At 39.7% G+C, this 23,844-nt stretch carries 25 protein-coding genes; 8 read left to right on the top strand and 17 right to left on the bottom strand.

All coding sequences use genetic code 11. The features are described 5' to 3' along the window. Window positions 1-424: 424 nt before the first annotated feature. Complete coding sequence (locus tag SPD53_RS03750) at window positions 425-841, bottom strand: CoA-binding protein (protein WP_156856486.1); 417 nt, start codon at window positions 839-841, stop codon at window positions 425-427. A gap of 214 nt (window positions 842-1,055) precedes the next feature. Here SPD53_RS03750 and plsY point away from each other — a divergent pair, with 214 nt between their 5' ends. The 3 genes from plsY to yidD all read left to right on the top strand — a co-directional run bounded on the left by plsY (window position 1,056) and on the right by yidD (window position 3,027). After that, entirely contained in the window at window positions 1,056-1,637 is a 582-nt protein-coding gene (gene plsY, locus SPD53_RS03745) for a glycerol-3-phosphate 1-O-acyltransferase PlsY (RefSeq protein ID WP_156856517.1), read from the top strand. A gap of 213 nt (window positions 1,638-1,850) precedes the next feature. Next, entirely contained in the window at window positions 1,851-2,786 is a 936-nt protein-coding gene (folE2, locus tag SPD53_RS03740; RefSeq protein WP_156856485.1) for a GTP cyclohydrolase FolE2, read from the top strand. A 1-nt stretch (window position 2,787) separates the two neighbouring features. After that, entirely contained in the window at window positions 2,788-3,027 is a 240-nt protein-coding gene (yidD, locus tag SPD53_RS03735; RefSeq protein ID WP_229782685.1) for a membrane protein insertion efficiency factor YidD, read from the top strand. A 174-nt stretch (window positions 3,028-3,201) separates the two neighbouring features. On the opposite strand, the gene SPD53_RS03730 is transcribed toward yidD, so the two are convergent. The 6 genes from SPD53_RS03730 to SPD53_RS03705 form a co-directional block, all read right to left on the bottom strand. Then, on the bottom strand, window positions 3,202-3,501 hold the full coding sequence (locus tag SPD53_RS03730) for a hypothetical protein (RefSeq protein ID WP_156856516.1): 300 nt from the start codon (window positions 3,499-3,501) through the stop codon (window positions 3,202-3,204). Window positions 3,502-3,503: 2 nt separating this feature from the next. Continuing rightward, complete coding sequence (locus tag SPD53_RS03725) at window positions 3,504-3,926, bottom strand: acyl-CoA thioesterase (protein WP_188857467.1); 423 nt, start codon at window positions 3,924-3,926, stop codon at window positions 3,504-3,506. Window positions 3,927-4,164: 238 nt separating this feature from the next. Further along, the gene (gene tlp / locus SPD53_RS03720) at window positions 4,165-4,395 is read right to left on the bottom strand and encodes a small acid-soluble spore protein Tlp (protein ID WP_188857468.1); all 231 of its coding nucleotides are present in this window, start codon (window positions 4,393-4,395) and stop codon (window positions 4,165-4,167) included. Between the two features lie 61 nt (window positions 4,396-4,456). Beyond that, complete coding sequence (locus SPD53_RS03715) at window positions 4,457-5,041, bottom strand: TlpA family protein disulfide reductase (protein WP_336251672.1); 585 nt, start codon at window positions 5,039-5,041, stop codon at window positions 4,457-4,459. Between the two features lie 517 nt (window positions 5,042-5,558). Beyond that, window positions 5,559-8,264 carry an aconitate hydratase AcnA gene (gene acnA / locus SPD53_RS03710; protein ID WP_188857470.1) on the bottom strand — a complete coding sequence of 902 codons (2,706 nt, stop codon included), beginning with the start codon at window positions 8,262-8,264 and terminating at the stop codon, window positions 5,559-5,561. A gap of 355 nt (window positions 8,265-8,619) precedes the next feature. Further along, window positions 8,620-9,708, bottom strand: coding sequence for an ATP-binding protein (locus tag SPD53_RS03705; protein ID WP_156856480.1), 1,089 nt, complete (start codon window positions 9,706-9,708; stop codon window positions 8,620-8,622). Window positions 9,709-9,999: 291 nt separating this feature from the next. On the opposite strand from SPD53_RS03705, the gene SPD53_RS03700 reads away from it, so the two are divergent. Beyond that, window positions 10,000-10,461, top strand: a complete 462-nt coding sequence (locus SPD53_RS03700) for a DUF2621 family protein (RefSeq protein ID WP_156856479.1) — start codon at window positions 10,000-10,002, stop codon at window positions 10,459-10,461. Between the two features lie 19 nt (window positions 10,462-10,480). Here the strand turns inward: SPD53_RS03700 and SPD53_RS03695 are convergent, their stop codons facing one another. The 5 genes from SPD53_RS03695 to SPD53_RS03675 form a co-directional block, all read right to left on the bottom strand. Further along, window positions 10,481-10,963, bottom strand: a complete 483-nt coding sequence (locus SPD53_RS03695; protein WP_156856478.1) for a CcdC family protein — start codon at window positions 10,961-10,963, stop codon at window positions 10,481-10,483. 55 nt (window positions 10,964-11,018) lie between these two features. Beyond that, entirely contained in the window at window positions 11,019-11,723 is a 705-nt protein-coding gene (locus tag SPD53_RS03690; protein ID WP_156856477.1) for a cytochrome c biogenesis CcdA family protein, read from the bottom strand. A 163-nt stretch (window positions 11,724-11,886) separates the two neighbouring features. Further along, window positions 11,887-12,486 (bottom strand): DNA-3-methyladenine glycosylase, encoded by a 600-nt coding sequence (locus tag SPD53_RS03685; RefSeq protein WP_156856476.1) that lies wholly within the window; start codon window positions 12,484-12,486, stop codon window positions 11,887-11,889. A gap of 120 nt (window positions 12,487-12,606) precedes the next feature. Then, window positions 12,607-12,828 carry a YneF family protein gene (locus SPD53_RS03680; RefSeq protein ID WP_156856475.1) on the bottom strand — a complete coding sequence of 74 codons (222 nt, stop codon included), beginning with the start codon at window positions 12,826-12,828 and terminating at the stop codon, window positions 12,607-12,609. Window positions 12,829-13,327: 499 nt separating this feature from the next. After that, the gene (locus SPD53_RS03675; protein WP_156856473.1) at window positions 13,328-13,639 is read right to left on the bottom strand and encodes a YolD-like family protein; all 312 of its coding nucleotides are present in this window, start codon (window positions 13,637-13,639) and stop codon (window positions 13,328-13,330) included. A 437-nt stretch (window positions 13,640-14,076) separates the two neighbouring features. Here SPD53_RS03675 and fabF point away from each other — a divergent pair, with 437 nt between their 5' ends. From fabF to SPD53_RS03660, 3 genes are read left to right on the top strand one after another with little or no spacing between them, the layout of a single operon-like run. After that, on the top strand, window positions 14,077-15,309 hold the full coding sequence (gene fabF / locus SPD53_RS03670; RefSeq protein ID WP_336251671.1) for a beta-ketoacyl-ACP synthase II: 1,233 nt from the start codon (window positions 14,077-14,079) through the stop codon (window positions 15,307-15,309). Window positions 15,310-15,338: 29 nt separating this feature from the next. Further along, the gene (locus SPD53_RS03665; RefSeq protein ID WP_156856471.1) at window positions 15,339-17,060 is read left to right on the top strand and encodes a class I adenylate-forming enzyme family protein; all 1,722 of its coding nucleotides are present in this window, start codon (window positions 15,339-15,341) and stop codon (window positions 17,058-17,060) included. A gap of 39 nt (window positions 17,061-17,099) precedes the next feature. Further along, entirely contained in the window at window positions 17,100-17,573 is a 474-nt protein-coding gene (locus SPD53_RS03660; protein ID WP_336251670.1) for an acyl-CoA thioesterase, read from the top strand. 165 nt (window positions 17,574-17,738) lie between these two features. Here the strand turns inward: SPD53_RS03660 and sirA are convergent, their stop codons facing one another. The 4 genes from sirA to SPD53_RS03640 form a co-directional block, all read right to left on the bottom strand. After that, the gene (gene sirA, locus SPD53_RS03655) at window positions 17,739-18,188 is read right to left on the bottom strand and encodes a sporulation inhibitor of replication protein SirA (protein WP_156856469.1); all 450 of its coding nucleotides are present in this window, start codon (window positions 18,186-18,188) and stop codon (window positions 17,739-17,741) included. A gap of 156 nt (window positions 18,189-18,344) precedes the next feature. Then, the gene (tkt, locus tag SPD53_RS03650) at window positions 18,345-20,345 is read right to left on the bottom strand and encodes a transketolase (RefSeq protein WP_442946159.1); all 2,001 of its coding nucleotides are present in this window, start codon (window positions 20,343-20,345) and stop codon (window positions 18,345-18,347) included. Between the two features lie 101 nt (window positions 20,346-20,446). Continuing rightward, window positions 20,447-20,680 (bottom strand): DUF896 domain-containing protein, encoded by a 234-nt coding sequence (locus SPD53_RS03645; protein ID WP_156856467.1) that lies wholly within the window; start codon window positions 20,678-20,680, stop codon window positions 20,447-20,449. Window positions 20,681-20,850: 170 nt separating this feature from the next. Further along, complete coding sequence (locus SPD53_RS03640; RefSeq protein WP_156856466.1) at window positions 20,851-21,516, bottom strand: YneB family resolvase-like protein; 666 nt, start codon at window positions 21,514-21,516, stop codon at window positions 20,851-20,853. Between the two features lie 290 nt (window positions 21,517-21,806). On the opposite strand from SPD53_RS03640, the gene lexA reads away from it, so the two are divergent. Then, complete coding sequence (gene lexA / locus SPD53_RS03635; protein ID WP_156856465.1) at window positions 21,807-22,430, top strand: transcriptional repressor LexA; 624 nt, start codon at window positions 21,807-21,809, stop codon at window positions 22,428-22,430. 53 nt (window positions 22,431-22,483) lie between these two features. Here the strand turns inward: lexA and glnA are convergent, their stop codons facing one another. Further along, window positions 22,484-23,821, bottom strand: coding sequence for a type I glutamate--ammonia ligase (gene glnA, locus SPD53_RS03630; RefSeq protein WP_156856464.1), 1,338 nt, complete (start codon window positions 23,819-23,821; stop codon window positions 22,484-22,486). Window positions 23,822-23,844: the final 23 nt, after the last annotated feature.

The following is a 23,844-nucleotide window of genomic DNA, read 5'->3' as shown; positions in this document are numbered from 1 at the left end:
GTCACCGTCCTCCGGGCAACTGAACTAGTATGGATAATTATTATGAACAGAAGTTATTCTATCATGAAATCCATGATAAATATTGCATTTCCGTAATATTGAATAGTGTACTAAATCAAGACTTTCCTCGGAGCAGTCCAGACACCTCGAGACTCCTGCAGGAGGATAGGCCTAGGTGAGACCCCGCAGGGCGGTAGCCCGAGGAGGCTCACCAGCCGCCTGCGGAAAGCGAGAGGTGTCTGGACTGCGGACCTCCAGATGAAAGTTGCACTTACGCTGAATAGAAGTGATTAGCAATTTAATTGTGAAATATGTTTTTGCTTTCATATTTTCAAATGTGAAAGTTGAGTGAGAAACATCAAATCTATTGTAAAATCCATGGGAAAAAAAGAACAGGATGAATCTATTCACCCTGTTGCTCTGTCTATTTAACTAATACGGAATGGACTACTTTAATGCAGAGGTCCATAATGACAGTAAAGTCTCTTTCTTTCAAGTAATGATAAGCTTCTTCATTGATGATGCCTTGTTGTGCCCAAAATACCTTGCAATCTGTTTCAGCTGCATCTTTTGCAACATCCGGCAAATGTTCGGGACGGCGGAAAACGTTGATAATATCAATTTTTTCCGGTACATCTCTCAGTGTTGGATAAGCCTTTTCCCCGAGGACCTCGTCTACAGATGGATTGACGGGGATAATACGATAGCCTTGTTCTTGCATAATTTTCGATATTTGATAGGCTGTCTTTTCTTCATTTTTCGAAAGTCCAACAACTGCAATTGTCTTTGCTTCGCTTAAAATCTCTTGTAATTTTTCTTTTGATGGATTTTCCCAGCTCATGTCTCTCATCCTTTCTCTAGGGATTGATACTTCGAGTCATTCTAGTCACATCATAAGGAGAATAAGCTGAATAGTCAACCATACCGTCTTCCGCGATGATACATATTCCCGCTGGGATAAGTAATAAATTCCAGCTAACAGTACTTTTTAAACGAAATCCATGATAAAATATTTATAACATGTGTTCAAATTGTTGATGAAAGTAGGATGAATGATGGAATATGTATTATTTGCAATTATTGCCTATTTATTAGGATCGATTCCCTCTGCATTATTAGTAGGGAAAATTGGGTTCAATAAAGATATTCGCGAACATGGCAGCGGAAACCTTGGAGCTACCAATGCATTCCGAGTGCTTGGAATGAAAGCAGGAATCATTGTTACTTTATCTGATATTTTAAAAGGAACAGTAGCAACGGTTATTCCAATTCTGTTCGATGCATCCGTACATCCTCTTCTTATTGGCTTGTTTGCGGTTATTGGACATACGTATCCGATTTTTGCCAAGTTTAAAGGTGGAAAAGCAGTGGCGACATCATCTGGAATTATATTGGGGAGTTTCCCGCTATTATTCGTAATCATGGTTACTACTTTTTTACTCTCCTTATATTTATCCAAATATGTTTCACTATCTTCTATCATAACTGGAGTGGTTACGATTATTATTTCGTTGTTTTATAAGGACATTGTCTTAATCGCCATTATTTCGTTTCTTACTCTGTTTGTTATCTACCGTCATAAGGAGAACTTGAAGCGAATTAAAAACGGTACCGAACCAAAAATCACATGGATGTAAAATAAGAAGTGCTCTTATCAAGGAGTACTTCTTTTTAGGATAAGAAAACGAATCTTTTCTTTCAAGAGAATAAAATTTACTGCATTGATTTTCATTATGATTGTGCAGTATGTTTACAAATAGCGGATAAATGAAGGTAATCCGTTTAAATTGAATAAGATTAGGCGTTTCGGTATACTGAAATTTAATCAATAATAGAAAGTAGGCTCGATTATGTCTCAAACAAAAAATAGTACTTTAAAACAACTTCCTCATAAAGAGATAAGACATAGATTATTCGGATCCGTTGAACCGATAGAAAAAACAAAACCGACTGAGAAGGAAAATATGCACGATATTCAAAACGAAAAAAAAGATTTTCTCTTTGAACTTGATTCGGTTGGAATTACAAACGTCAAACATCCCATTACTATTAAAAGCGACATGAAACCTACAACCCAAACAACAATTGGAACGTTCAGTTTTAGCTCTTCCCTGCCCCAAACGAGCAAGGGAACGAACATGAGTCGCTTTACGGAACAGCTGAACAACTACTATAGTGAAGGATTTGTTGTAAGCTTTACCTCTCTTAAGGCATTTACCAAAGAGTTAAGCGAACGCCTGGAGCAACAAGATGCTACAATCGAAATAAGTTTTCCGTGGTTTTTTGAAAGAAACGCGCCACATACAGAACTAAGTGGATTGAACCATGCTGATATCACAATGGCAGTTACGTATGACAAATTATCTGGTTATACAATGTGTGCAAGTCTTCGTGGTAAAGTAGCTACACTTTGTCCTTGTTCGAAGGAAATTAGTGAATATAGTGCCCATAATCAAAGGGGCAATATTACTATGGAGATTGAATTCACAAGTGATTTCACTGAAGGTGCTATCGATTGGAAATCCCATTTATTAGAAGCGGCTGAAAGTAATGCATCAAGCAGGCTTTACCCCGTTCTTAAACGGCCAGATGAAAAAGTTGTCACCGAAACCGCATATGAAAATCCGCGGTTTGTAGAAGATATCGTGCGGCTTGTGGCGGCAGATCTTTATGAAATGGATTTTGTCTCCAAGTTTAAAGTGAGCTGCCGAAATGAAGAGTCTATTCACCTACATGACGCGATCGCTTCTGTCAGTTTCGACAAATCTGCGAAAAGTAGTGAGTAACATGAAATATATCTTTATTGGACTCGTCCGCTTCTATCAACTTGCCATTAGCCCATATACACCTGCTTCCTGTAGGTTTTATCCAACATGTTCGAGTTACAGCCTAGAAGCTTTTAAACGGTTTGGAGCTTTGAAAGGTTTGTATCTCAGTGTGAAACGGATTAGTAAATGTCATCCACTCCATCCCGGTGGGGTTGATTATGTACCTGAAAAGAAAGAGAAACACAAGAACACCAGATAATTGGAGATTGACCCAATTGTCTGGTGTTCCTTTATCATGTTCAATCCGTCCGTAGATTTCTTTCTGCATGGAGTTTCGTTTTATCACGTTAACGGTCTGTAATATCCCCACCTCTGAACAGGAGGATAACCCAATATGTGAAGGGTGGAATTCCCCACTGAATGAAGTTTCACTTTATATATTAAACCGTTTAATCTGTTCCCAAACCGCTTCTTTAAAAAGAATTTTCCGTTGATACTCTCCAAATAAATCATAATGGGGGTACTTGTCTTTATAATCAATCCAATGGTCTTCAAGTCCATGGCTTCTTCCCCAGGTTTTTAATTTTTCAATATCGCCACAGCCCACTTTCGTTACCGTATCACATTCCGGAAAACGTTCATCAATCCAGTAATGTGTAAGGAACGCGATTTGCCCATTGCGAACTTGTAACTTCCAATGCTGCAGCTCTTCACGATTAATTCCAAAAGCCATCGTTATTCTCCTTCAACTTCTCCGCTATAAATTTCGTGCCATTCTGGGAATTTCCTCCTTAGCGATAAAGGACGAAATGTTTCTTTACTAACTATAACGTGTCTCGTCAAGCCCTTTACAGCGACCTCACCGTCTTCCCCGATCACTTCATACCCATATGCAGATCGAATCCCATCATATTCAGCTAACCATGTATCAATATGTACAGCTTCACCGTAACGGACCGGTTTGATAAAAGAAAGCTCTGCATCAATAACTGGTGATACAACACCATGCTTTTCCATTTCCGGATAAGATAGTCCTAACGCTTCGATTAATTTCGTTCTGCCAATTTCAAACCAGATTAAATAATTGGCATGGTAAACGACGCCCATCTGATCCGTTTCTTGATAACGTACTTCTATTGCTGTTCTTACCTTCTTCAAAACAAATACCTCCGTTATTTAGCCGGTTCTTCACTACTATGTATATGATTATCGTATCACGTTTGCGGCTGTCTGCAAAAAAACAAGACCCCAAATTTGGATGGTTGAGGTCTTGTTTTCCTTACTTTTCTACGGCAGCAAAACCGCTCCTGCGCCTAGCAAAGTCCAAGTAGCCGCAGTCACAGATGTTGCAAAGACAATCGCGCATCAGGCCTGTAAGGGCGCTTTTTATTCTTAATTATTTATTTTGATTTTGTGCTTCATCTTTAATTTCTTCACGAAAGCCTTCAATAGCTTCTTTACGACGTTTGTTTTTAGCTAAAATTTGCTCTTTTCCTATTTCGTCGGAGAATTCCATTGTTTCCTCGGCTTCTTCCATATTCTCCAACGTATCCTGGATCATATCCTGCATTTTTTCCACGTTATCACTTCGGTCGTCCGGTTTGGGCTTGTTTTTATCTGGTGACATACAACTTCTCCTTTCAACTGTAGTAGTTGTATGTTTTGCAGAAGCAAGTGAAAATATGCAATTAATTTAAGGTATCAAGCATTTCTTCCATAAACTCATAATCCATTGGCCCTACATGACGCGGTTCCTGGATAACGCCATCTGAGTTGATAAAATAGGTCGTTGGCAATGTAAGTACGCCATACTCCTTACCAACTGATCCCTCACGGTCTAAGGGGCTCGGAAATGTATAGCCAAACTCATCAAGGAAGTCAATTACTTTCTCATCTTTTTCATTAAAGTTAACAGCGATTATTTTAATATCATCCTGATGGGCGTCGTAAAATTTCTGTATTTCAGGCATTTCTTCCCGGCATGGCGGACACCAGGTTGCCCAGAAATTGAGGATTACTTTCCCTCCTTTTAATTCGGATAGGCTAACTACTTCGCCGTCCAATGTTTCCAGTGAAAAATCGGGTGCAGCTTCTCCTGGTTGAATACCAACACTTTCAACAGGTGCAATCATCCCGCCTGAAACCGATGTATCACCCGTCACATCATATAAATTCGGCCCCGCTTCTTCTTCTTTTTTATCGGTGGCTATATTTCCAATCATAATTCCAACTAAAATAACAAGAAAACTAATTCCAAATATTACTTTTTTCACAACATCTCCCCCGATATTCATAAACCTTATATTAATAGTAATTTGTATAAGGATAGAAGTAAAGTTATCCGAGTCATTGTTCGTAAATTAGTCAAAAAAGCGGCTGTATGAACACTTAGCGGCTTTCTATTATGTGCAACCTGCATGGGCTATAGCTTGGTGATGAAAGTCCATACAAGGAACTGTTAGTTGAAGGCAAGGGTGTTAGGAGTGGTTCAGAATCTGAAGGAAGCAGGAAGCAAAACCCCAAACTGGCGAACATAAATTGTATGTAAGGCTTGCTTGGAATGGACGAGTTTGCATGACAAAACAAAGTCCGATACTGCACGAGTACCACACAGTAGATACAAAAGTTAAATGAGAGGAAGGTTATAGCTTACCCGGGAAGGTTTCACAGAGGTTACTTGATTGAAAAAGATTTATCATGAGAAGTCAGCAGAAGTTGTACATAAGGTATGTGAGAAGGTCGACTAACCAATTAATGGTTAGTCACCTACTCAATTTTCACCTAATAAGTTTAAGCTAATTTTTCACGTAGAACCATTTGCAGAATTCCGCCGTGACGATAGTAGTCGATTTCTACCGGGCTGTCAAAGCGGGCAATTGCTGTGAACTCGGTAATTTTACCGTCTTCTGCTACTGCAGTGACTTTTACCGGGCTGTTTGGCTGAACATTTTCATCAATATCGACGTGGAACGTTTCTTTTCCTGTTAAGCCAAGCTTCTCAGCACTGTCGCCTTTTGCAAATTGAAGTGGTAATACTCCCATCATAACTAGGTTAGAACGGTGGATACGTTCATAGCTTTCCACGATAACTGTCTTAATTCCTAAAAGGTTCGTACCTTTAGCAGCCCAGTCACGGGAAGATCCCATTCCATAGTCTTTACCACCGATAACAACTAATCCAGTGTTGTCTTCTTTATATTTCATCGCTGCATCGTAAATTGGCATTACTTCTTCAGTTGGCCAGTATGTTGTGTAGCCGCCTTCGGTACCTGGAGCCAATTTGTTACGGATACGGATATTTGCAAATGTACCACGCATCATGATCTCGTGGTTACCACGACGGGAACCGTAAGAGTTGAAGTTTCTAGGCGATACACCTTTTTCCTGTAGGAATTGACCAGCAGGCATATCTTTTGCAATTGCTCCCGCAGGTGAAATATGGTCTGTTGTAACCGAATCACCAAAGTAACCAATTGCACGTAAGTTACTTAGTTTCTGAACAGTACCTGCCTCTTTCGCTAATCCTTCAAAGAATGGCGGGTTTTGAATATAAGTAGAGTCCTCATCCCACTCGAATAATGGTTCGTCTGTAGTATCAATTGCGTTCCATTTTTCGTTGGAGTCAAAAACGCTCTCATATTCTTTACGGAAGATTTCCGGTGTAACAACTTTCGCGACTTCTTCTTTAATTTCTTGTGCTGTCGGCCAGATATCATTCATGTAAACTGGATTTCCATCTCGATCTGTTCCAAGTGGATCTTCTTGCAGATTAATATCCACAGTACCTGCTAGCGCATATGCCACAACAAGTGGTGGTGATGCTAAATAGTTCGCTTTAACTAGCGGGTGGATTCTTCCTTCAAAGTTCCGGTTACCGGATAATACGGAAGAAGCGATTAAATCGGAATCAACAATTGCTTTTTCGATTTCTTCTAATAAAGGTCCAGAGTTACCGATACATGTTGTACAACCGTAACCAACAAGGTTAAAGCCAAGTACATCCAAGAACTTTTGTAATCCAGCATCTTCTAGATAACGGGTTACAACTTTAGAACCTGGAGCTAAAGATGTTTTGACATGTTCAGGTACTTTCAGCCCTTTTTCTACTGCATTTTTCGCAACTAAACCTGCACCTAACATAACATACGGGTTAGATGTGTTTGTACAAGATGTAATTGCAGCGATTGCAAGGGATCCTGTCTTCATAACAGATTCATTACCGTTTTTATGAGTAACCTTTACTTCTTTATCGAATTCGGATTTATCTTTTCCAAATCCTTGGTTGCCTTCAGGAGCTGTAATCGCCTTCCTGAATTCTTTTTGCATATTAGATAAAGAAATCAAATCTTGCGGACGCTTAGGACCAGATAAATTCGGCTCTAGTTCAGACAAATCGATGATGACAACGTCTGTATATTCTGGATCGCCATCTTCCGGGTCGTACCATAGACAGTTTTCTTTACTATATTTCTCAACAAGGTCAATTAGTTCTTGACTGCGCCCTGTCAAGTGTAAGTAGCTTAATGTCTCTTCGTCTACAGGGAAGAAACCACAAGTTGCACCATACTCAGGCGCCATGTTAGAAATTGTTGCGCGGTCAGCTAGCGGCATGTCTTTCAGGCCCGGACCGAAGTATTCTACAAACTTACCTACTACGTTTTTCTCACGCAGCACTTGAGTAACTTTCAGTGCAAGGTCTGTTGCAGTAGTTCCGTTCGGGAAACTTCCAACAAATTTAACACCGATTACTTCTGGTGCTGGGAAATAAGATGGTTGACCGAGCATTCCAGCCTCAGCCTCAATACCACCAACACCCCAACCGAGTACGCCAAGCCCGTTAATCATTGTTGTATGGGAGTCTGTTCCCACGAGAGTATCTGGGAACGCCTCGTACTCTTTCTCTTCATTTTCAAGGGCGTGCACAACATTTGCAATGTATTCCAGGTTAACTTGGTGAACAATACCAGTTGCTGGAGGAACTGCACGATAGTTGTCAAATGCTTTTTGGGCCCAGTTCAAGAATTCATAGCGTTCAGCGTTTCTTTCAAATTCAATGTCCATGTTCGCTTGCAGGGCATTTGGCGTACCGTATTGATCCACTTGGACGGAGTGGTCAATAACTAAATCAACTGGTACTTCAGGATTAATCTTGTCTGGTTCGCCACCCATATCCACCATAGCTTTTCTTAAGGAAGCAAGGTCAACTACTGCCGGAACACCGGTAAAGTCTTGCAAGATAACACGAGAAGGTTTAAATGGCACATCTACACCCTTCGCGTCTTTCTTCCCCCATTTCGCAAGCGCCTCAACATGTTCGTCTTTAATTTGATGGTCGTCATGTTGACGGAGTACGGACTCTAAAAGAACACGTACAGAGAATGGCAGACGTTTAATATCGCCCAGCCCTTGTTCTTCTAGAGTTTTCAAATCATAGTAATTGTAGGTCTTGTCGTTTAATTCAAATTGCTTTCTCGCTTTAAAAGCATTCTTTGACATTCAATACTACCCCTTTCTTAGTTGCTACCAATCTTTGTTTTTAACAAACTGGTACATTATCATCCCATCACTCATTAAAAAAGAAAGAATAATAAACCTTTACCTATATACTATCGGATTGTAAGCGATAAAACAAATCATTCGCCAATTAACCTATATATTAAATAATTATGTTAGTTGATAAGTTTTACTTATATACAAATGACAGAATTTCCTTTACGGTAAGTTTCGCGATTCGTTTCACGGGCGCCTTGTGCTGCGTCCCCCGTCCTACCGAAGAACGTTTGTACTCGTATATCCAATAGTCGTAGTCACCATTAAAAAGAATGGACGGTCTACATTAGATTGTCCATTCTTAATGGTTCACCTTCGGGAAGATTAGTTGGAAAGTACTGCCCTTTGTCTTATTTTTGAAAAATTTGAGGGATCCGTTGTGTTGTTCCATTATTTCCCTTGTGATATTTAATCCTAAACCAGTACCATTTTCTTTTGTTGTAAAAAAAGCTACCCCTAACTGATCCATTGATTCCTGAGGAATTCCAATACCTTCGTCTTCTACATTAATAATAATATGCTCATCCGTTGTATCGACATAAATACTAATATCCCCAGGTTCATCCATCGCCTCAATTCCATTCTTCACTAAATTGATCAGTACTTGTTTAATCTGGGATGGATCACAATAAATAACCCCGGAGATTGCTTCATCATATTTAATTGTGACGTTTTTAAACTTTGCCTGGGATTGCAGCAATACGACTACATCATTGATAAGATGATGGAGGTGCTCATTTTTCTTTTTGTTTGAAGAAGGCTTCGACATAAACAGAAGTTCAGATGTTATGGATTCAATTTTTTCAATTTCATCTTCCATAATTCTATAATATTCATCCTTATGGTTTACTCCTGCTTTAAGTAACTGTAGAAATCCCTTTATGGATGTTAATGGATTCCTGATCTCATGAGCAATGCTCGCGGCGAGTTGACCTACGACTGACATTCTTTCCGCTTGGACAATCATTTCTTTTGCTTCTTTATAGGCCCTCAAATCTTTCAGCAAACCAGCCACATATTTCCTTTTCGTTGATTTATCTTGAATCCGAGCTAAGCACACTTCCACATAGACAGCTTGTTTATTTTTATGAAGAAGTTCAACATGCATGCCTTCTTCTTTTTCCATGTCTAAGTACTGCTCGACTCTCTTTGGTTCGAGTGGTTGAATTCGCTCATACCATGGGTTTCCGATAAGCTCTTCCTGCCTATAACCCAGTAAGTTTTTCACGGACTGACTAACAAAACAGATTCGATCTTTATCATCCCAGACAATAAATGCATCATTTAAGTGATTCCCCATCCACTCCAGTATGTTTATTGGCAATTTGGGAAAATTGGAAAATAATAGCTGCTGCTCGAATTCTAATGAATAAATCTCTCCTATCTTCATTCAATTGTCCCCTTTCTTTTTAATGAAACAATAAAACCCTTCCCCCTAAATTAAAACATAATATATTTATATGTAATATTATCTATATGATTCGCTATCATTTTTATTCTGATAGATTGAAATGTGATGAATCTATCGACTGTTATACTTGTTACTTGAACAGTTTCTTCTTATAATGATGTTAAGTATATTTCTATCTTACTATAAAATATTCTAAAAATAAATTATTCAATTGTTTATAATCCCATTATTAATAATTTTGTCATAAAGTAAAGAAATAGGTGAATATTATTGAGTATTATTCTTGTATTATGGGGTTTTCTCCTAATTTCGCTTATGGGAATTGGCGGGTTCTTCATGTTCCGTAAGTTCCTGAAAAGCTTGCCTAAGGAAGACGGGAAATCTGTTCTGGACTGGCAAGAGCATTATGTCGATTTGACTAAAGAGATGTGGAGGGATGAGGAGAAAGCTTTACTAGACGAACTCGTCTCCCCTGTTCCCGAGCTATTCCGTGATGTCGCCCGCCAAACGATTGCAAGTAAAATTGGTGAAGTCGCCTTAAAGAAAAAGGAAGAAGTGATTACGCAAGATACATTAATTGAAGGTTATATCATTGCTACACCAAAACGTGACCATAAATTCTTGCGTAAAAAACTTAAGGAGAAAGGAATCCCAGTGGAACCGTATGAACATTTATTCCAACTCTCCAAAAATGACTATCGCACAAACTGGCAAGAGAGCTATAAGAAATAAGACAAAAAGCACCTCGCTTCTATGCAAGGTGCTTTTGCTCTGCTATTGACTTTCTAAGTTGCAGGTACTGATATAACATAGCAATCCGCCATGTAAGGATCATGCCGAATGCGAGCATGAAGAAGATTCCGCCGGTCTCTCCAAGTGAAATGTATCCACTGATTAATACCTTCAATGCTAAGCGGACGACGAGAAGTCCAAATAATATAAACGGAAACGCTTTTGACGGATTGAGGTAAATTTCGCCATCGTGAATCTTAAACTTCGAATACTTAATTAGAATAATAGAGAACACCATTCCAAGTGCAAAGGATTCGATAACTTGGAACCAGCTAATCTGGAATATGGGAAAGATATACATGAGAGCGCCAGTACTCATAAATAGCGGCGGTAGGATAATCTTCTTCACGGATGCAGGCTTCTTCCCCATTTTCAAACGAACAAAAATCATGATGACAGCCATCATTGTGGCTCCAATCGTACTTGCAATACCCCAAAACATGTTTTTATCACTCTCTCAAAAATTCTTACTCCCCATTATATCATCAATAGTTGCATTAAAAACCGTAAAAACCAAACCAGTTGGCAAGCAGTGCCGTCACATCGGTCATCCAATCAAAGAACAGGGCAACTCCGAAGAAGACCATCACATAGCCACCGATTTTAACAATTTTCATGCTGTGTTTCCTGATCCAATTCATCCTTCCGATAAAGAATGCCATAACGAGGAATGGAATCGCAAATCCTAAAATATAAGCGATCATCATAATCATTCCGAGCTCTGGATTGGATGCTGCAAGGGAGAACACAACCATTAAGATCGGTCCCGTACAAGGTGTCCAGCCGAGGGAAAACGCAATCCCGATTAATAGTGTACCGATGTATCCGGTTGGACGGCTTTTAAATTGAATCTGTCTGTTTTTCATTAGAAATTTAAAGTTTAAAACACCGACAATAACCAACCCAAAGAAAATAATTAAGATTGCACCGACTTGTCTAATGATATCTTGATAAGTCAATAAAAATGCTGAAATTGCGGAGGTAGAGAAACCAATCGCAATAAAAATACTCGAAAAACCGATCAGGAAGAAAATCGTATGGAGTAATGCTTGTCGGTTCATTTTTTTATTATCATCTTTAATTTCATTAATGCTCATACCTGTAATATAGGATAAAAATACAGGATATACAGGTAGGACACAGGGTGAAACAAAAGAAAGAAACCCAGCACCAAAGGCTAGAAATATATTGATTTCTGACATATAATCTCCCCTATATTTTTGTTATGTTCCCCTATTTTACCAGAAACGTCTTGGGAGTAGCGGCCTTGTTTTTGACAAAAAGACAACACTTACATCGTATTCCAACTCCTAGTATATAAGAATTGAGAGACCTTGTCGTTTGATTCGCACTTCAAACATCCGCTTATCTTGAAACAAATGAGTTACCAGCAACCCAAAAACGGTAGGGAAAGTCACGAGCTTCTCCTGTATTCGGTATTCCTATACGCGGTCCTGTCAGAATGTCATCAACCGTGATACCTTCAGCGATATATAACGGTTGTTTGTATATTCGCTCGCCATACGCTTGCATCGTTATTCCGAGCGCTTTCGTCAGCTTTCCAGGCCCGCTTGTCAAATTCTGCATTTTATTGACCGGACGTTTTTGCTTCATCAAGTCTATTCCAGTGTATGGTTCTACAGCGCGGATTAGGACTGCTTCCGGCTCACCGACTTCTCCACTCACGATATTAAGTAGACAATGCGTATGCATTCGGTAGGTATAAATTAGCCCCGCCTGATGATACATAATCTCCGTTCGCTTCGTTCGCCTGTATCCATAACTATGTGCAGCCCGGTCTACAGCACCGAGATAAGCCTCTGTTTCCACAATCACTCCGGAACTTATTCCTTCCTCTGTTTCATGGACAAGGATTTTACCGAGTAGTTCTTTTGCAAGCGTGAGCGTTGGCCGCCTGTAGAAACTTTCAGGTAGTATTTGAAAACTATTTTCGTCGTTTATCATTTGGCATTTCCTTTCTGTAAACTATTCTATATTAATAGTATAGATAAAAACATAAAAACCACTCTTTTCTGTTTAAAGTTAACAGAAAAAGTGGTTTTGAATTCGTGTGATGATGTTTTATTACTTATCTACCTGGTTATTCATTGCGCGCATCATTTGATTAATTTTCTTTTGTGATGGCTTTTGACCCATTTGCATCATTAATGTACGAAGCATTTGCTCATTAATTGGCGGATTCTTTTTCAAGTAGTTCATCATATATTTTCTTGCAATAAAAAACCCAAGAGCAACACCTGCTATTAAAGCTGCAATAGCAATTAATACTACCCAAATTGTGCTCATGTCTGCCTTCCTCCTTCGTTACTCTCTTCAACAAGTATATATAATTATGGGTAAGAATACAATCGATTTTGTAAACAATGGAATCAATCTATTGAAACCCTAACACAACAACATTAAATAGAATAACAAGAAAAATAAAAAATAGAAAAGCAAGATAATGCAAGTTAATGAGCCAATTTGAGACTACTTTTGGGGCTAGATTGGGACCGATATTTTGTGGGTAGACTTTAAAAATATGGGACAAATAAAAAACATGAGGCTGAGACATAACTTCTTAGTATGGTTATAAATCCGAACAAATGATAAGAAAGAGCATCAACAACCGCTCCGGGAATATACTACGCTTTCCGCAGGCGGCTGGTGAGCCTCCTCGGGCTGCCGCCCTGCGGGGTCTCACCGATGCCTTTCCTCCTGCTGGAGTCTCCGTATATTCCCAGAGCTAGTTAGCAGTTTTGTTCGGATTTAATTCATATTAGAATAGTTATGTCCCAGCCTCTTGTCAATCAATCCAAACGCCTACAATTGCATCCAACGGCAATTCCATACCCTCTAATCTTAAATAATTATTGAGCGGATCAACAGCCAATAACTTATCTCTAACTTTGTGATAATCATGATTTTTGAAATACTCCACTTCAACAGTTAATTCATTATGTAATGCTAGTTGTAGCTTTAAATTAATTTCCATTACGAGCTGTTCATCTAAGATCGGTTTCTCATTCCATTCATCACGAGCCCACATTTCTTTTAATAAATTTGCGTGCTCCGGTAGCATGATTGATGTCCATTTGATATTTCCTCTATCCTTCATTACACTATCTCCTTCCCAGGCCAAACGAAAAGATATTCAAGTTTCGACGTTCGGTCCTTTTTGCAGTTGTAACGGTAAACCAAGATGTGACTGTCATTCCTACAGACACGTATATATTGCTCGGTAGCTTTACCACTGTAATCATCCAAATAAAAAAGATAATAATCTTTTATTTGGATGATTAAGCTCTAAAATAACCCTTTTTTGCTAGCCTTCAATCAGAACTATTGTTCTCATTCCGATTTAATTGTATGCGAACTTTCATTCCATTTCAAGTGGGAATTAAAACCATTGATTCGCATCCTCTTTTAATTTTTTCAATTGTATGACCAGCTTGGATACTCTGGGGATTTGGACTATACCAATTCAAAAAACATGCCTGAAAGTAAAATACATTGTACAATAAGTATACTTGCGCTTTAAAGGAGGTTATCATCATGAAACGGCGGGTAGTCATTACTGGTACAGGTGTGATTTCTCCACTTGGTAATGACACAGACACACTTTGGAAAAATATAAAACAAGGTCAATCAGGGATTAAACGATTGGATTCTGAAAAATTCCGAGATATCAAGACAAAAATCGCCGGCTATATCGAGGATTTTCAAAGTGAAACATATCTTGAACCAAAAGAAGCACGACGTTATGATTTATTCACTCAATATGCGTATGCGGCCGCTACCCAGGCGCTTGAAGAATCCGGAATAAACTTGAAAAAGTTAAACAAAGACCGGGCAGGCGTTTATATTGGTTCAGGTGCCGGCGGGCTGACAACCTTGCTTGATAATTATAAAACCATGCTTGAAAAAGGATCTAATCGGGTCTCTCCCTTTATGCTGCCTGGCTCCATTTCTAATATGGCGAACGGCTTAACCGCTATAAAAACAGGTTTTCGTGGACCGAGTTTCTCCTCCGCTTCTGCGTGTGCAACGAGCAATCATGCGATTGGAGAAGCTTATCATAACATTGCTCATGGCTATTCCGATGTCATGCTTGCAGGCGGTGCTGAGGCGACCATCCATCCGTTTTACTTTGCAGGTTTTTCAAAAATGCGTGCGATGTCCACAAAAAATGATGCGCCGGAACAAGCCTCTCAGCCATTTAACAGCAATCGGGACGGCTTTGTCATGTCTGAAGGCGCCGGTGTACTGCTGCTTGAAGAATATGAACACGCAAAGCAGCGTGGCGCTAATATTCTCGGTGAAATTATCGGTTATGGGAGCACGACCGATGCCTATCATATTACCGATCCCGCACCCCACGGGGCACAGAAGGCAATGCAGCTAGCCATTGAGCGGGCAGGTATTTTACCGGAAGACGTCGATTACATCAATGCTCACGGAACGAGCACGCCAGTTGGTGATGTATCCGAAACAACTGCTATTAAAGAAGTTTTTGGAGAACATGCTTATAGGTTGAAAGTTAGTTCTACCAAGTCAATGACGGGCCACTTGTTCGGAGCGGCGGGTGGCGTAGAAAGTATTATTACAGTAAAAAGTATGAACGAAAATATTTTTCCGCCAACGATGAATTTACATCAACCTGATCCAGAGTGTGATTTAGATTATGTACCGAACAAAGCCGTCAAGGGACATATTGAAATTGCTTTATCGAATGGATTTGGTTTTGGCGGACATAATGCCGTCCTTGTTTTTAAAAAAATGAAATAAATACATCATTGATTGAGAGGAGATTGTCATTGTCTAAGGCTTTATTAGCAAGTGTTGAAGAAAGAAGAAACAAATTAGAAAATCGTTTTCCCGTCTGGCCCCGTGATACGTTAGCCAGACATTTTGAAAAAGCGACAGAAGCTTATGCTGAGAAACCTTTTCTATATATTAACGGTGAAGAGCATCGTTACGGTGATATTTGGGAACGAGCAATCAAGTATGCGAAAGGCTTTATGCAGCTTGGTGTCAAACGCCGCGATCATATCGCTATTTTAATGGATAATGATGCATCCTTCCCCTCCCTCATGATTGCTGCGTCGATGGTCGGAGCGGTATTTATTCCAATAAATTCAATGCTGACCAAAGGGGAAGTTGAATATATTTTGACCCAATCAGACGCCAAATACTTAGTTTTACAGGAAAAAGTCAAAGATAAACTGCATGGAAAAGCTGTTAAAGAGCTCATGTCAACACCAACGTTTCAAGAAAACAGCGTCCTTGAGAAAGTCATTAGTTTTGAAAAAGTGGGTGCAGAACCTATTGATGAACAGTTCCTGTCCCGGGAAGACTTTTTAAACGGAGCAAAGAAGATTTCCGATTCAGAGCTAGACGCACGCTGGGAGCTGTCCCGCTACCCAGATGAAGTAGCAATTATTATGTATACATCAGGTTCTACCGGCAGTCCTAAAGGGGTTATGTTAACGGATGATATGCTGCTCAGATGCTCGTATGGTACGGTCTTAAGTCGGGCGATAGAGGAAGGAAGAGTGACATTTGCACCGCTCCCGTTTTATCATTGTTTTGCGATTATTGAAGCGATTGGTGCCATGTCTTTTGTCGGAGGTTCAGTCGTTTCCGCACTAGGGGCTTCCCCGCTTAAATCCCTAGAGTTGATGGAGAAGTACCAAGCAAATGATTATCTCTGCGTCCCTTCCACGTTGATGCCAGTTTTAAATCATCCGAGGGTCGGGGAATTCGATTTATCGAATTTGTTCGCCATGTGGTGTGGAGCGGCCGCGGCACCCGTATCAGTTTGGCAAAAAGCGCTTGACGTTCTTGGTGTCACTGAAATGATCACAGGTTATGGACAAACTGAAGTGGTTTCATCCGGCGTAACTACAGAAATAGGCGATCCTTTAGAACGCATCTCCACCCGAGTCGGTCGTCCTAAACTGAATGGCGCGAGCGGTTTACCTGAGTTTAATGGGAGCAGTGTTCAATATAAAACGATTGACCGCGACACAGGTGAGGACTTACCAGACGGCGAAATCGGTGAGCTTGCTGTTAGAGGTGCTACCGTTACGCATGGTTATTATAAAAAGCCTGAAGAAACAGCTAAAGTCATTGATAAGGATGGTTGGCTCAGAACAGGCGATGTCGGCAGAATTGATGAAAATGGCTATATCCAAATGCTCGGCAGAAGTAAGGAAATGTTTAAAGTGTCCGGAGAACTTGTCTCACCAAGAGAGGTAGAGATTGCGATTTCTTATCATCCAGCCGTCGAAGCAGTACAGGTCGTCGGTGTCAGTGATAAAATCACAACTGAAATCGGAGCGGCCTTCATTGAATTAAAAGAAGGTGAAACCTTAAAACGAAAAGACGTCACCGATTGGTGTGCCGAGCGCTTAGCCAAATTTAAAGTTCCACGTCATGTTTGGTTTATAGAATCCTCAGACTGGCCAATGACGAGTACCGGTAAAGTGCAAAAGTTCCGTTTGCAAGACATCGCTGAAGAGCGAATCAAAAGATAAAGTGGAAAATCAATCAAAAAAAGAAAGGAGATTTTTATATTGACAGCAAAGTGGCATCAAACAAATTATCGTGTACCCTATAAAGACACAGACCGAATGGGCGTTGTCCATCACGGCAACTATATCAACTGGTTTGAAATGGCTCGGACCGAATGTATGCGCCACTACGGTGTGGCCTACAGTCATGTGGAAGAAAGGGGCTTCTTACTCCCGGTTCTTGGGGTCGAATGCGATTATAAACAATCGGCGACATTCGATGACTGTATTGCGATTTACACAAAAATCACTGACTATTCACCTATCAAACTCACATTTGCTTATGAGGCCCGGAAAATATCAGAAGAGAATTTCAACACAACACATAATCAAATCGTTATTGAACCTACAGGTGAACTCATTACTTCAGGTATCACAAAACATATGTGGGTTAATCAAGACTTCAAGCCAACGCGGCTCGAGCGATCTGCGCCTGATTTATACCGTGTTCTCGAGAAGTTTGGAGAGAAAGAGTAAGTACACGTGCAGTTGTTCGTTGAAAACCATTGAAAACTCTAATCTTACGTGAAAATTTACCGTCTGAAATCCATTTTAATTTATCGATTTCAGACGGCTTTTATACTAAAGAGGTTCATCTGGTTATAAACATCTATTCAACCTTGCAATAGATAAAAAATATAATTATGGGTAGGAAAAAAATATTTGATTATTGATCAATTTGTTATTTTTAACTGATAACCAGCCATAGTCATTCAAACGATTGTTTATGACAAAATAAAATCCTGGTGAATTACGAAGGATTGGAAAGAAGAATTCCTCTGCTTCTTGAATGGATGAACAAGTTAGTTCAATATGATGACCATCCTCATAGATCGTCAAACTTTTTCCTTCCCAAAAAATCTGTATGTATTTATCCTTCTTTTCTATGTTTACGTCATCGGTTAAGCTGCGCAGGTAAGCTGCCACAAGTGATAATTGGAGTGGTTCAATGACATAATTATATTGTAACTGCAAATAGGTAAGCCTTGGGCATTCTTTAAACTCTTTGAAAAAACGGAAAAGAACACTTGTCTTATAGAAATAATGTACGGCTATCTCGGATTTAACAGAAAAAATAGAATACGTATACATGGAAAGCACTCCTTTTTCATTCCATTATACGTATTCCGCGATACGATTACTGTCATATTCTGTTATAAATTCCCACTAGTTTTGTCGATTAAAAAATTGGCCTCTAAAACATTCGCGTTTTAGAGGCCTGCTCTTCTTTTGAAAATCTAGCTAATCTTAGTTATTAACAAGTTTTTCAGTTAGTTGTACGACATTTTCAACAGTGAATCCAAACTCTGCTACAACTTTATCTCCTGGGGCTGATGCACCAAAGCGATCGATCGCAAGAATGTCACCTTCTGTACCTATGTAGCGGTCCCACCCGAAGGATGCACCCATTTCGATACCTAGACGCTTCGTAACATTCTTAGGTAGTACACTATTCTTATATGCTTCGTCTTGTTTGTTAAAGCGATCCCATGATGGCATGCTTACTACGGAGACGTCAATTCCTTTTTCTTTCAGCGCTTTTTGTGCTTCTACAGCGAGTTGTACTTCAGAACCAGTTGCTAGCAGTAAAGCATCCGCTGTTTCTTTCTCAGCTGGACTTACAATGTATGCACCCTTCTTCACGCCTTCATAAGCTTTCTGGTCTGTACCAGGAAGGGTCGGTAGGTTCTGTCTAGTAAGAACAAGTGCTGTCGGCTCATCTTTAGATTCTAAAGCAAGTCTCCATGCTGCAGCAGTTTCATTCGCATCTGCTGGACGGATTAAGGAAAGGCCAGGCATTGCACGTAATGCAGCAAGATGTTCAACCGGTTCGTGAGTCGGACCATCTTCCCCTACCGCAATCGAGTCATGCGTGAACACATATGTTACCGGTGTCTTCATGATCGAAGCTAGACGAATGGATGGGCGTAAGTAGTCACTGAACACAAAGAACGTTCCGCCATAAACTTTCAAACCGCCATGAAGTGCCATACCGTTTAAGGCAGCACCCATTGCGTGTTCACGAACACCAAACCAGATGTTGCGCCCTGCATAATCTGCTTTTGTGAAGTCACCTTCATCGTTCATCATTGTTTTGTTCGAACCTGCCAAGTCTGCACTACCACCGAAGAAAGTAGGTACTGCTTTAGCGATTGCGTTTAACACTTCACCAGAGGATGCACGAGTTGCAAGAGAGCTTCCTTCTTCAAATACAGGAATCGCTTCTTCCCAATTAACTAGGAGTTCACCTTTGATAGCTTGCTCCAATTGTTCTGCTTCTTCCGGATATTTTTCTTTATACGTAGCGAATTGGTCATTCCAAGCATCTTCTGCTTTCTTGCCATTATCTTGAATTTTCTCTTTGAAATCAGCGTACACTTCTTCTGGTACGTTGAATTCTTCGTGAGCCCATTTGTAATATTCTTTTGTAAGTGTTACTTCATCTTTACCTAATGGCGCTCCGTGGGATGCTGCTGAGTTTGATTTGTTTGGTGATCCGTATCCGATAATTGTTTTTACTTCGATTAATGTTGGTTGATCAGTGTTTGCTTGCGCTTCCTTAATGGCTGCACGGAGAGCATCTACATCATTACCATCTTCCACACGAATTACTTGCCAACCGTATGCTTTGAAACGACTTTCTGTATCCTCTGAGAAGGAACGATCAAGTTCACCATCTAGAGAAATATCATTCGAATCATATAGAGCAATTAGCTTACCTAAGCCAAGGTGGCCCGCTAAAGAAGCTGCTTCATGGGAAATACCTTCCATCAAGTCACCGTCACTCACCAGTGCATATGTGTAATGATCGATGATGGATGCATCTTCTTTATTAAATCTTGCCGCAAGATGTGCTTCTGCCATTGCCATTCCAACAGACATTGCAATACCTTGTCCAAGTGGTCCAGTAGTTGCTTCTACACCGTCTGTATCGAGAACCTCCGGGTGTCCAGGTGTCCGGGAATTCCATTGACGGAAGTTTTTAAGATCATCAATTGTAACATCATAGCCCGAAAGATGTAATAGGCTGTATAACAGCATAGAACCGTGTCCTGCAGATAAAACAAAACGGTCACGATTAAACCATTTTGAGTTTTTTGGGTTATGATTCATAAAATCAGTCCATAGCGTGTAAGCCATAGGTGCAGCACCCATCGGTAGACCCGGGTGGCCAGAATTGGCTTTCTCAATCGCATCAATTGAAAGTGTGCGGATCGTATTGATCGATAGTTGTTCAATATTAGACATAATTATCTCCTTTCAAAGTTCCACAATAATATGTATCTATTTTCTATTCTATAATGAATGTGCAAACTTCACAAGCGAATTAAGTCGAATGCCCAAACAAATTAGTGCTTTTCATTTCTTTTTTGCATATCTTTCACCTTTAGTGGGGTGACGTCATTACCTGCTGGATCAATAACTTTAAGGGTTTTCAGTTGGTTTGTAAATGAACCGCGGATGTTTTGTAAATATTCTTCGCGGAGTTGTTTTTGCTCGGATTTTTCCTCATCGGTTAGGGAGGATTTTTTTGCTTTTTTTGCTAGCTCGTTAATCCGCGCAAGTTTTTCTTTTGATAACATATATGTACCTCCTCTTACAGTTTCCATGAAGGATTAATGCAGGTTGTATCTAACATGTAATAATACCCTACTTTGCACAATAATAACCGTAATTATTTGTAGTATTATTATTGTTTTTCACATTTATTTATAAAGCATAAAACAAAAAAAGACAAGCAATACAACTTGTCTCATTTAAGGTTTTCATTTTGCAGGTCGCTATTTTGTTCATACTCTTGATAACGACGGTGGACGGTTGCTTTTGAAATATTATACCCCAAGCCATTTAATGTGCTTGTGATTTCCCCGAAAGTAAGTTTTTTATCGCGAAGACGTACAATTTCCTCAAGCGGCACTTCCAATCTTTCTCTCCCCGGTGCTTTTCCGATATTTTTTAAATTATTTCTCGGATTATATCCATCTTTTACTGCCCGTTGCATTCCACGTTTAATTTTCAAATTATGAATTTTCCTTTGGTATTCCTCGACAATACCGACAATCTGTAAAACCATAGAATCTGATTCTGATAATTCCAGCTCTCCATCATGAATCGCTGTGTATATAGAAATATTTAACTTTTGTAATTGATGAAACAGGGCTATTTTCGTATTCCCTCTACCTAGTCTCGTTTCATCTTGAATTAATAGGCATTCCGCTTCCTCATTTGAAAAATGTTCAAGCATTTCAAAGATACCGTCCCTATTAATCTCATAACCACTCACCTGCTCTTCAATACATGTAACGACATCCAATCCTTGTCGGGTCGCTAGTTCATACAATTCTTCTTTTTGCCTAGCGAGTGATGATTCCTGTTCTTTTTTATCTGTGCTTACTCTACAATAGATGACTGCTTTCACGATTCGATTTCTCCTTCTTGGGTGATTAAGCATTGGCAATGAGAGAGAAATATAAGAATACCAAAGTTAAGATGAAACCGACAGTAAAGAATATATCTTCTTTTGAATACTTCGCAAATAATCTATTGAACATAGTTAAATCCCTCCACTTTTTTAGAACTTTTGTTCTAGAACGTATTATCGCACGAACAAGTGGTCCTGTCAACAGTTTTTTCGAACGAACGTTTGCATAATCTTTCTTACGATGGTAAACTAGTAATAATAAATCCTATGTAAGAGGTGATAAATAGATGACAAAAGTTTCTAAAAGACAACAGATGATTTTAGATTTTATAAAAAAAGAAGTTCATGCAAAAGGTTATCCACCATCCGTTCGAGAAATCGCTGTGGCTGTCGGACTTGCATCGAGTTCAACCGTTCATGGACACTTGGAAAGATTAGAAGCAAAAGGGTTTATCCGTCGTGACCCGACTAAGCCAAGGGCCATTGAAATATTAGATCAAGACGGTGAAGGGAATATTCCGAAAAATACAGCTCGTTATGCTCCAGTAATCGGTAAGGTTACTGCTGGAATACCCATTACCGCTGTTGAAAATATCGAGGAGTATGTCCCTGTGCCGAGTTCACATGCGAGCCCGGATGATAATTTATTTGTCCTTGTCATTGAAGGTGAAAGTATGATTGAAGCTGGTATTCTTGAAGGTGACATGGTCATTGTAAAACAGCAGAACACGGCTAATAATGGAGATATCGTTGTAGCGATGACAGATGATGACGAGGCAACGGTGAAGCGTTTCTTTAAAGAAGAAAAAATGATTCGCTTGCAACCAGAAAACGCTACAATGGAACCATTATTTTATGAAAAGGTTAGTATTTTAGGTAAAGTAATCGGATTATACAGAGATATTCATTAAAAAACATCTGATCTTCGCATTCGGTGCAAAGATCAGATGTTTTGTTTACAAGATTAATAGGATGTTAAATATTGTTCGCGCTCCCAAGGATGAACTGTATTATTAAACATTTGCCACTCATATTCTTTTGCTTCCACATAATTTTGATAGAGATGTTTTCCTAGTGCCTGAATAATGACAGGGTCTTTTTCCATCTCATCAAGCGCTTCTTTCAATGTGGCTGGTAAATCTTTCACTCCATTTTCTATTCTTTCTTTTTTCGTCATTGCATAAATGTTCTGGTCAACTGCTTGTGGTGGTTGTAATTTATGTTCGATCCCGTCTAGGCCTGAAGCAAGCAAGACAGAAAGTGCCAAATATGGATTTGATGCCGGATCCACACTTCTTACTTCAACACGTGTACTCACACCTCTTGAACTTGGTATCCGTAATAACGGACTCCGGTTCGAACTGGACCAAGCTACATAACAAGGTGCTTGGTAACCTGGTACGAGCCGTTTATATGAGTTTACAATTGGGTTTGTCACTGCAGTGAAGTTAGTTGCATGTTCCAGAAGCCCAGCGATAAATTGGCTAGCTATATCCGTCAATTGGCGTTCACTTGCTTCATCAAAAAACATATTTTCACCGTCTTTAAACAGGGACATGTTGACATGCATCCCTGAGCCGTCTACACCAAATAGTGGTTTCGGCATAAATGTCGCGTGCAGATTATGTCTTCTTGCGACCGTTTTAACGACAAGCTTAAACGTTTGGATATCGTCCGCGTGACGAACAGCATCCGAGTATTCAAAGTCAATTTCATGTTGTCCTGGTGCACCCTCATGGTGCGATGCTTCAATTTTAAAGCCCATTTCTTCCAGTTCCAGAACAATATCCCGCCTGCAGTTTTCCCCAAGATCTGTCGGGGCAAGATCGAAATAACCACCGTGATCATTCAACTCAAGAATTGGTTCACCTTTTTCATTCAGCTTGAATAAAAAGAATTCCGGTTCGGTACCGATATTAAATGTATCAAATCCGAGCTCTTCCATCCGTTTCAAATTTCTTTTTAAAATATAACGGGGACATCCCGAAAATGGTGTTCCATCCGCATTGTAAATATCACAGATGAAACGGGCTACTTTTCCTTTATCAGATGTCCAAGGAAATACAACAAAGGAATCTAAGTCCGGATATAAATACATGTCTGATTCCTCAATACGCACGAACCCTTCGATTGAAGAACCATCAAACATCATCTTATTGTTTAACGCTTTATCCAATTGACTGAGTGGTATCTCCACATTTTTAATTGTTCCAAGAATATCGGTAAATTGCAGTCTAATAAAGCGGACATTTTCCTCTTTAATCTTTTCTTTGATCGTTTCCTTTGTAATTTCGGTTCCCAACTAAATCTCCTCCAACTATTAGT

Origin of the sequence: Oceanobacillus sp. MO10714A (genome assembly GCF_037072045.1) — a bacterium.
In the GTDB taxonomy this organism is placed as follows: domain Bacteria; phylum Bacillota; class Bacilli; order Bacillales; family Amphibacillaceae; genus Oceanobacillus; species Oceanobacillus indicireducens.
The sequence above is the reverse complement of the archived record's forward strand: the minus strand, read 5'-3'. Positions and strand labels throughout refer to the sequence as shown.

Excerpts from the sequence above, each read along its gene's own strand:
- SPD53_RS03750 (WP_156856486.1), bottom strand. The coding sequence starts at position 841 with ATGAGCTGGGAAAATCCATCAAAAGAAAAATTACAAGAGATTTTAAGC.
- plsY (WP_156856517.1), top strand. The coding sequence starts at position 1,056 with ATGGAATATGTATTATTTGCAATTATTGCCTATTTATTAGGATCGATT.
- folE2 (WP_156856485.1), top strand. The coding sequence starts at position 1,851 with ATGTCTCAAACAAAAAATAGTACTTTAAAACAACTTCCTCATAAAGAG.
- yidD (WP_229782685.1), top strand. The coding sequence starts at position 2,788 with ATGAAATATATCTTTATTGGACTCGTCCGCTTCTATCAACTTGCCATT.
- SPD53_RS03730 (WP_156856516.1), bottom strand. The coding sequence starts at position 3,501 with ATGGCTTTTGGAATTAATCGTGAAGAGCTGCAGCATTGGAAGTTACAA.
- tlp (WP_188857468.1), bottom strand. The coding sequence starts at position 4,395 with ATGTCACCAGATAAAAACAAGCCCAAACCGGACGACCGAAGTGATAAC.
- acnA (WP_188857470.1), bottom strand. The coding sequence starts at position 8,264 with ATGTCAAAGAATGCTTTTAAAGCGAGAAAGCAATTTGAATTAAACGAC.
- SPD53_RS03705 (WP_156856480.1), bottom strand. The coding sequence starts at position 9,708 with ATGAAGATAGGAGAGATTTATTCATTAGAATTCGAGCAGCAGCTATTA.
- SPD53_RS03695 (WP_156856478.1), bottom strand. The coding sequence starts at position 10,963 with ATGTTTTGGGGTATTGCAAGTACGATTGGAGCCACAATGATGGCTGTC.
- SPD53_RS03690 (WP_156856477.1), bottom strand. The coding sequence starts at position 11,723 with ATGTCAGAAATCAATATATTTCTAGCCTTTGGTGCTGGGTTTCTTTCT.
- SPD53_RS03685 (WP_156856476.1), bottom strand. The coding sequence starts at position 12,486 with ATGATAAACGACGAAAATAGTTTTCAAATACTACCTGAAAGTTTCTAC.
- SPD53_RS03680 (WP_156856475.1), bottom strand. The coding sequence starts at position 12,828 with ATGAGCACAATTTGGGTAGTATTAATTGCTATTGCAGCTTTAATAGCA.
- SPD53_RS03675 (WP_156856473.1), bottom strand. The coding sequence starts at position 13,639 with ATGAAGGATAGAGGAAATATCAAATGGACATCAATCATGCTACCGGAG.
- fabF (WP_336251671.1), top strand. The coding sequence starts at position 14,077 with ATGAAACGGCGGGTAGTCATTACTGGTACAGGTGTGATTTCTCCACTT.
- sirA (WP_156856469.1), bottom strand. The coding sequence starts at position 18,188 with ATGTATACGTATTCTATTTTTTCTGTTAAATCCGAGATAGCCGTACAT.
- tkt (WP_442946159.1), bottom strand. The coding sequence starts at position 20,345 with ATGTCTAATATTGAACAACTATCGATCAATACGATCCGCACACTTTCA.
- SPD53_RS03645 (WP_156856467.1), bottom strand. The coding sequence starts at position 20,680 with ATGTTATCAAAAGAAAAACTTGCGCGGATTAACGAGCTAGCAAAAAAA.
- lexA (WP_156856465.1), top strand. The coding sequence starts at position 21,807 with ATGACAAAAGTTTCTAAAAGACAACAGATGATTTTAGATTTTATAAAA.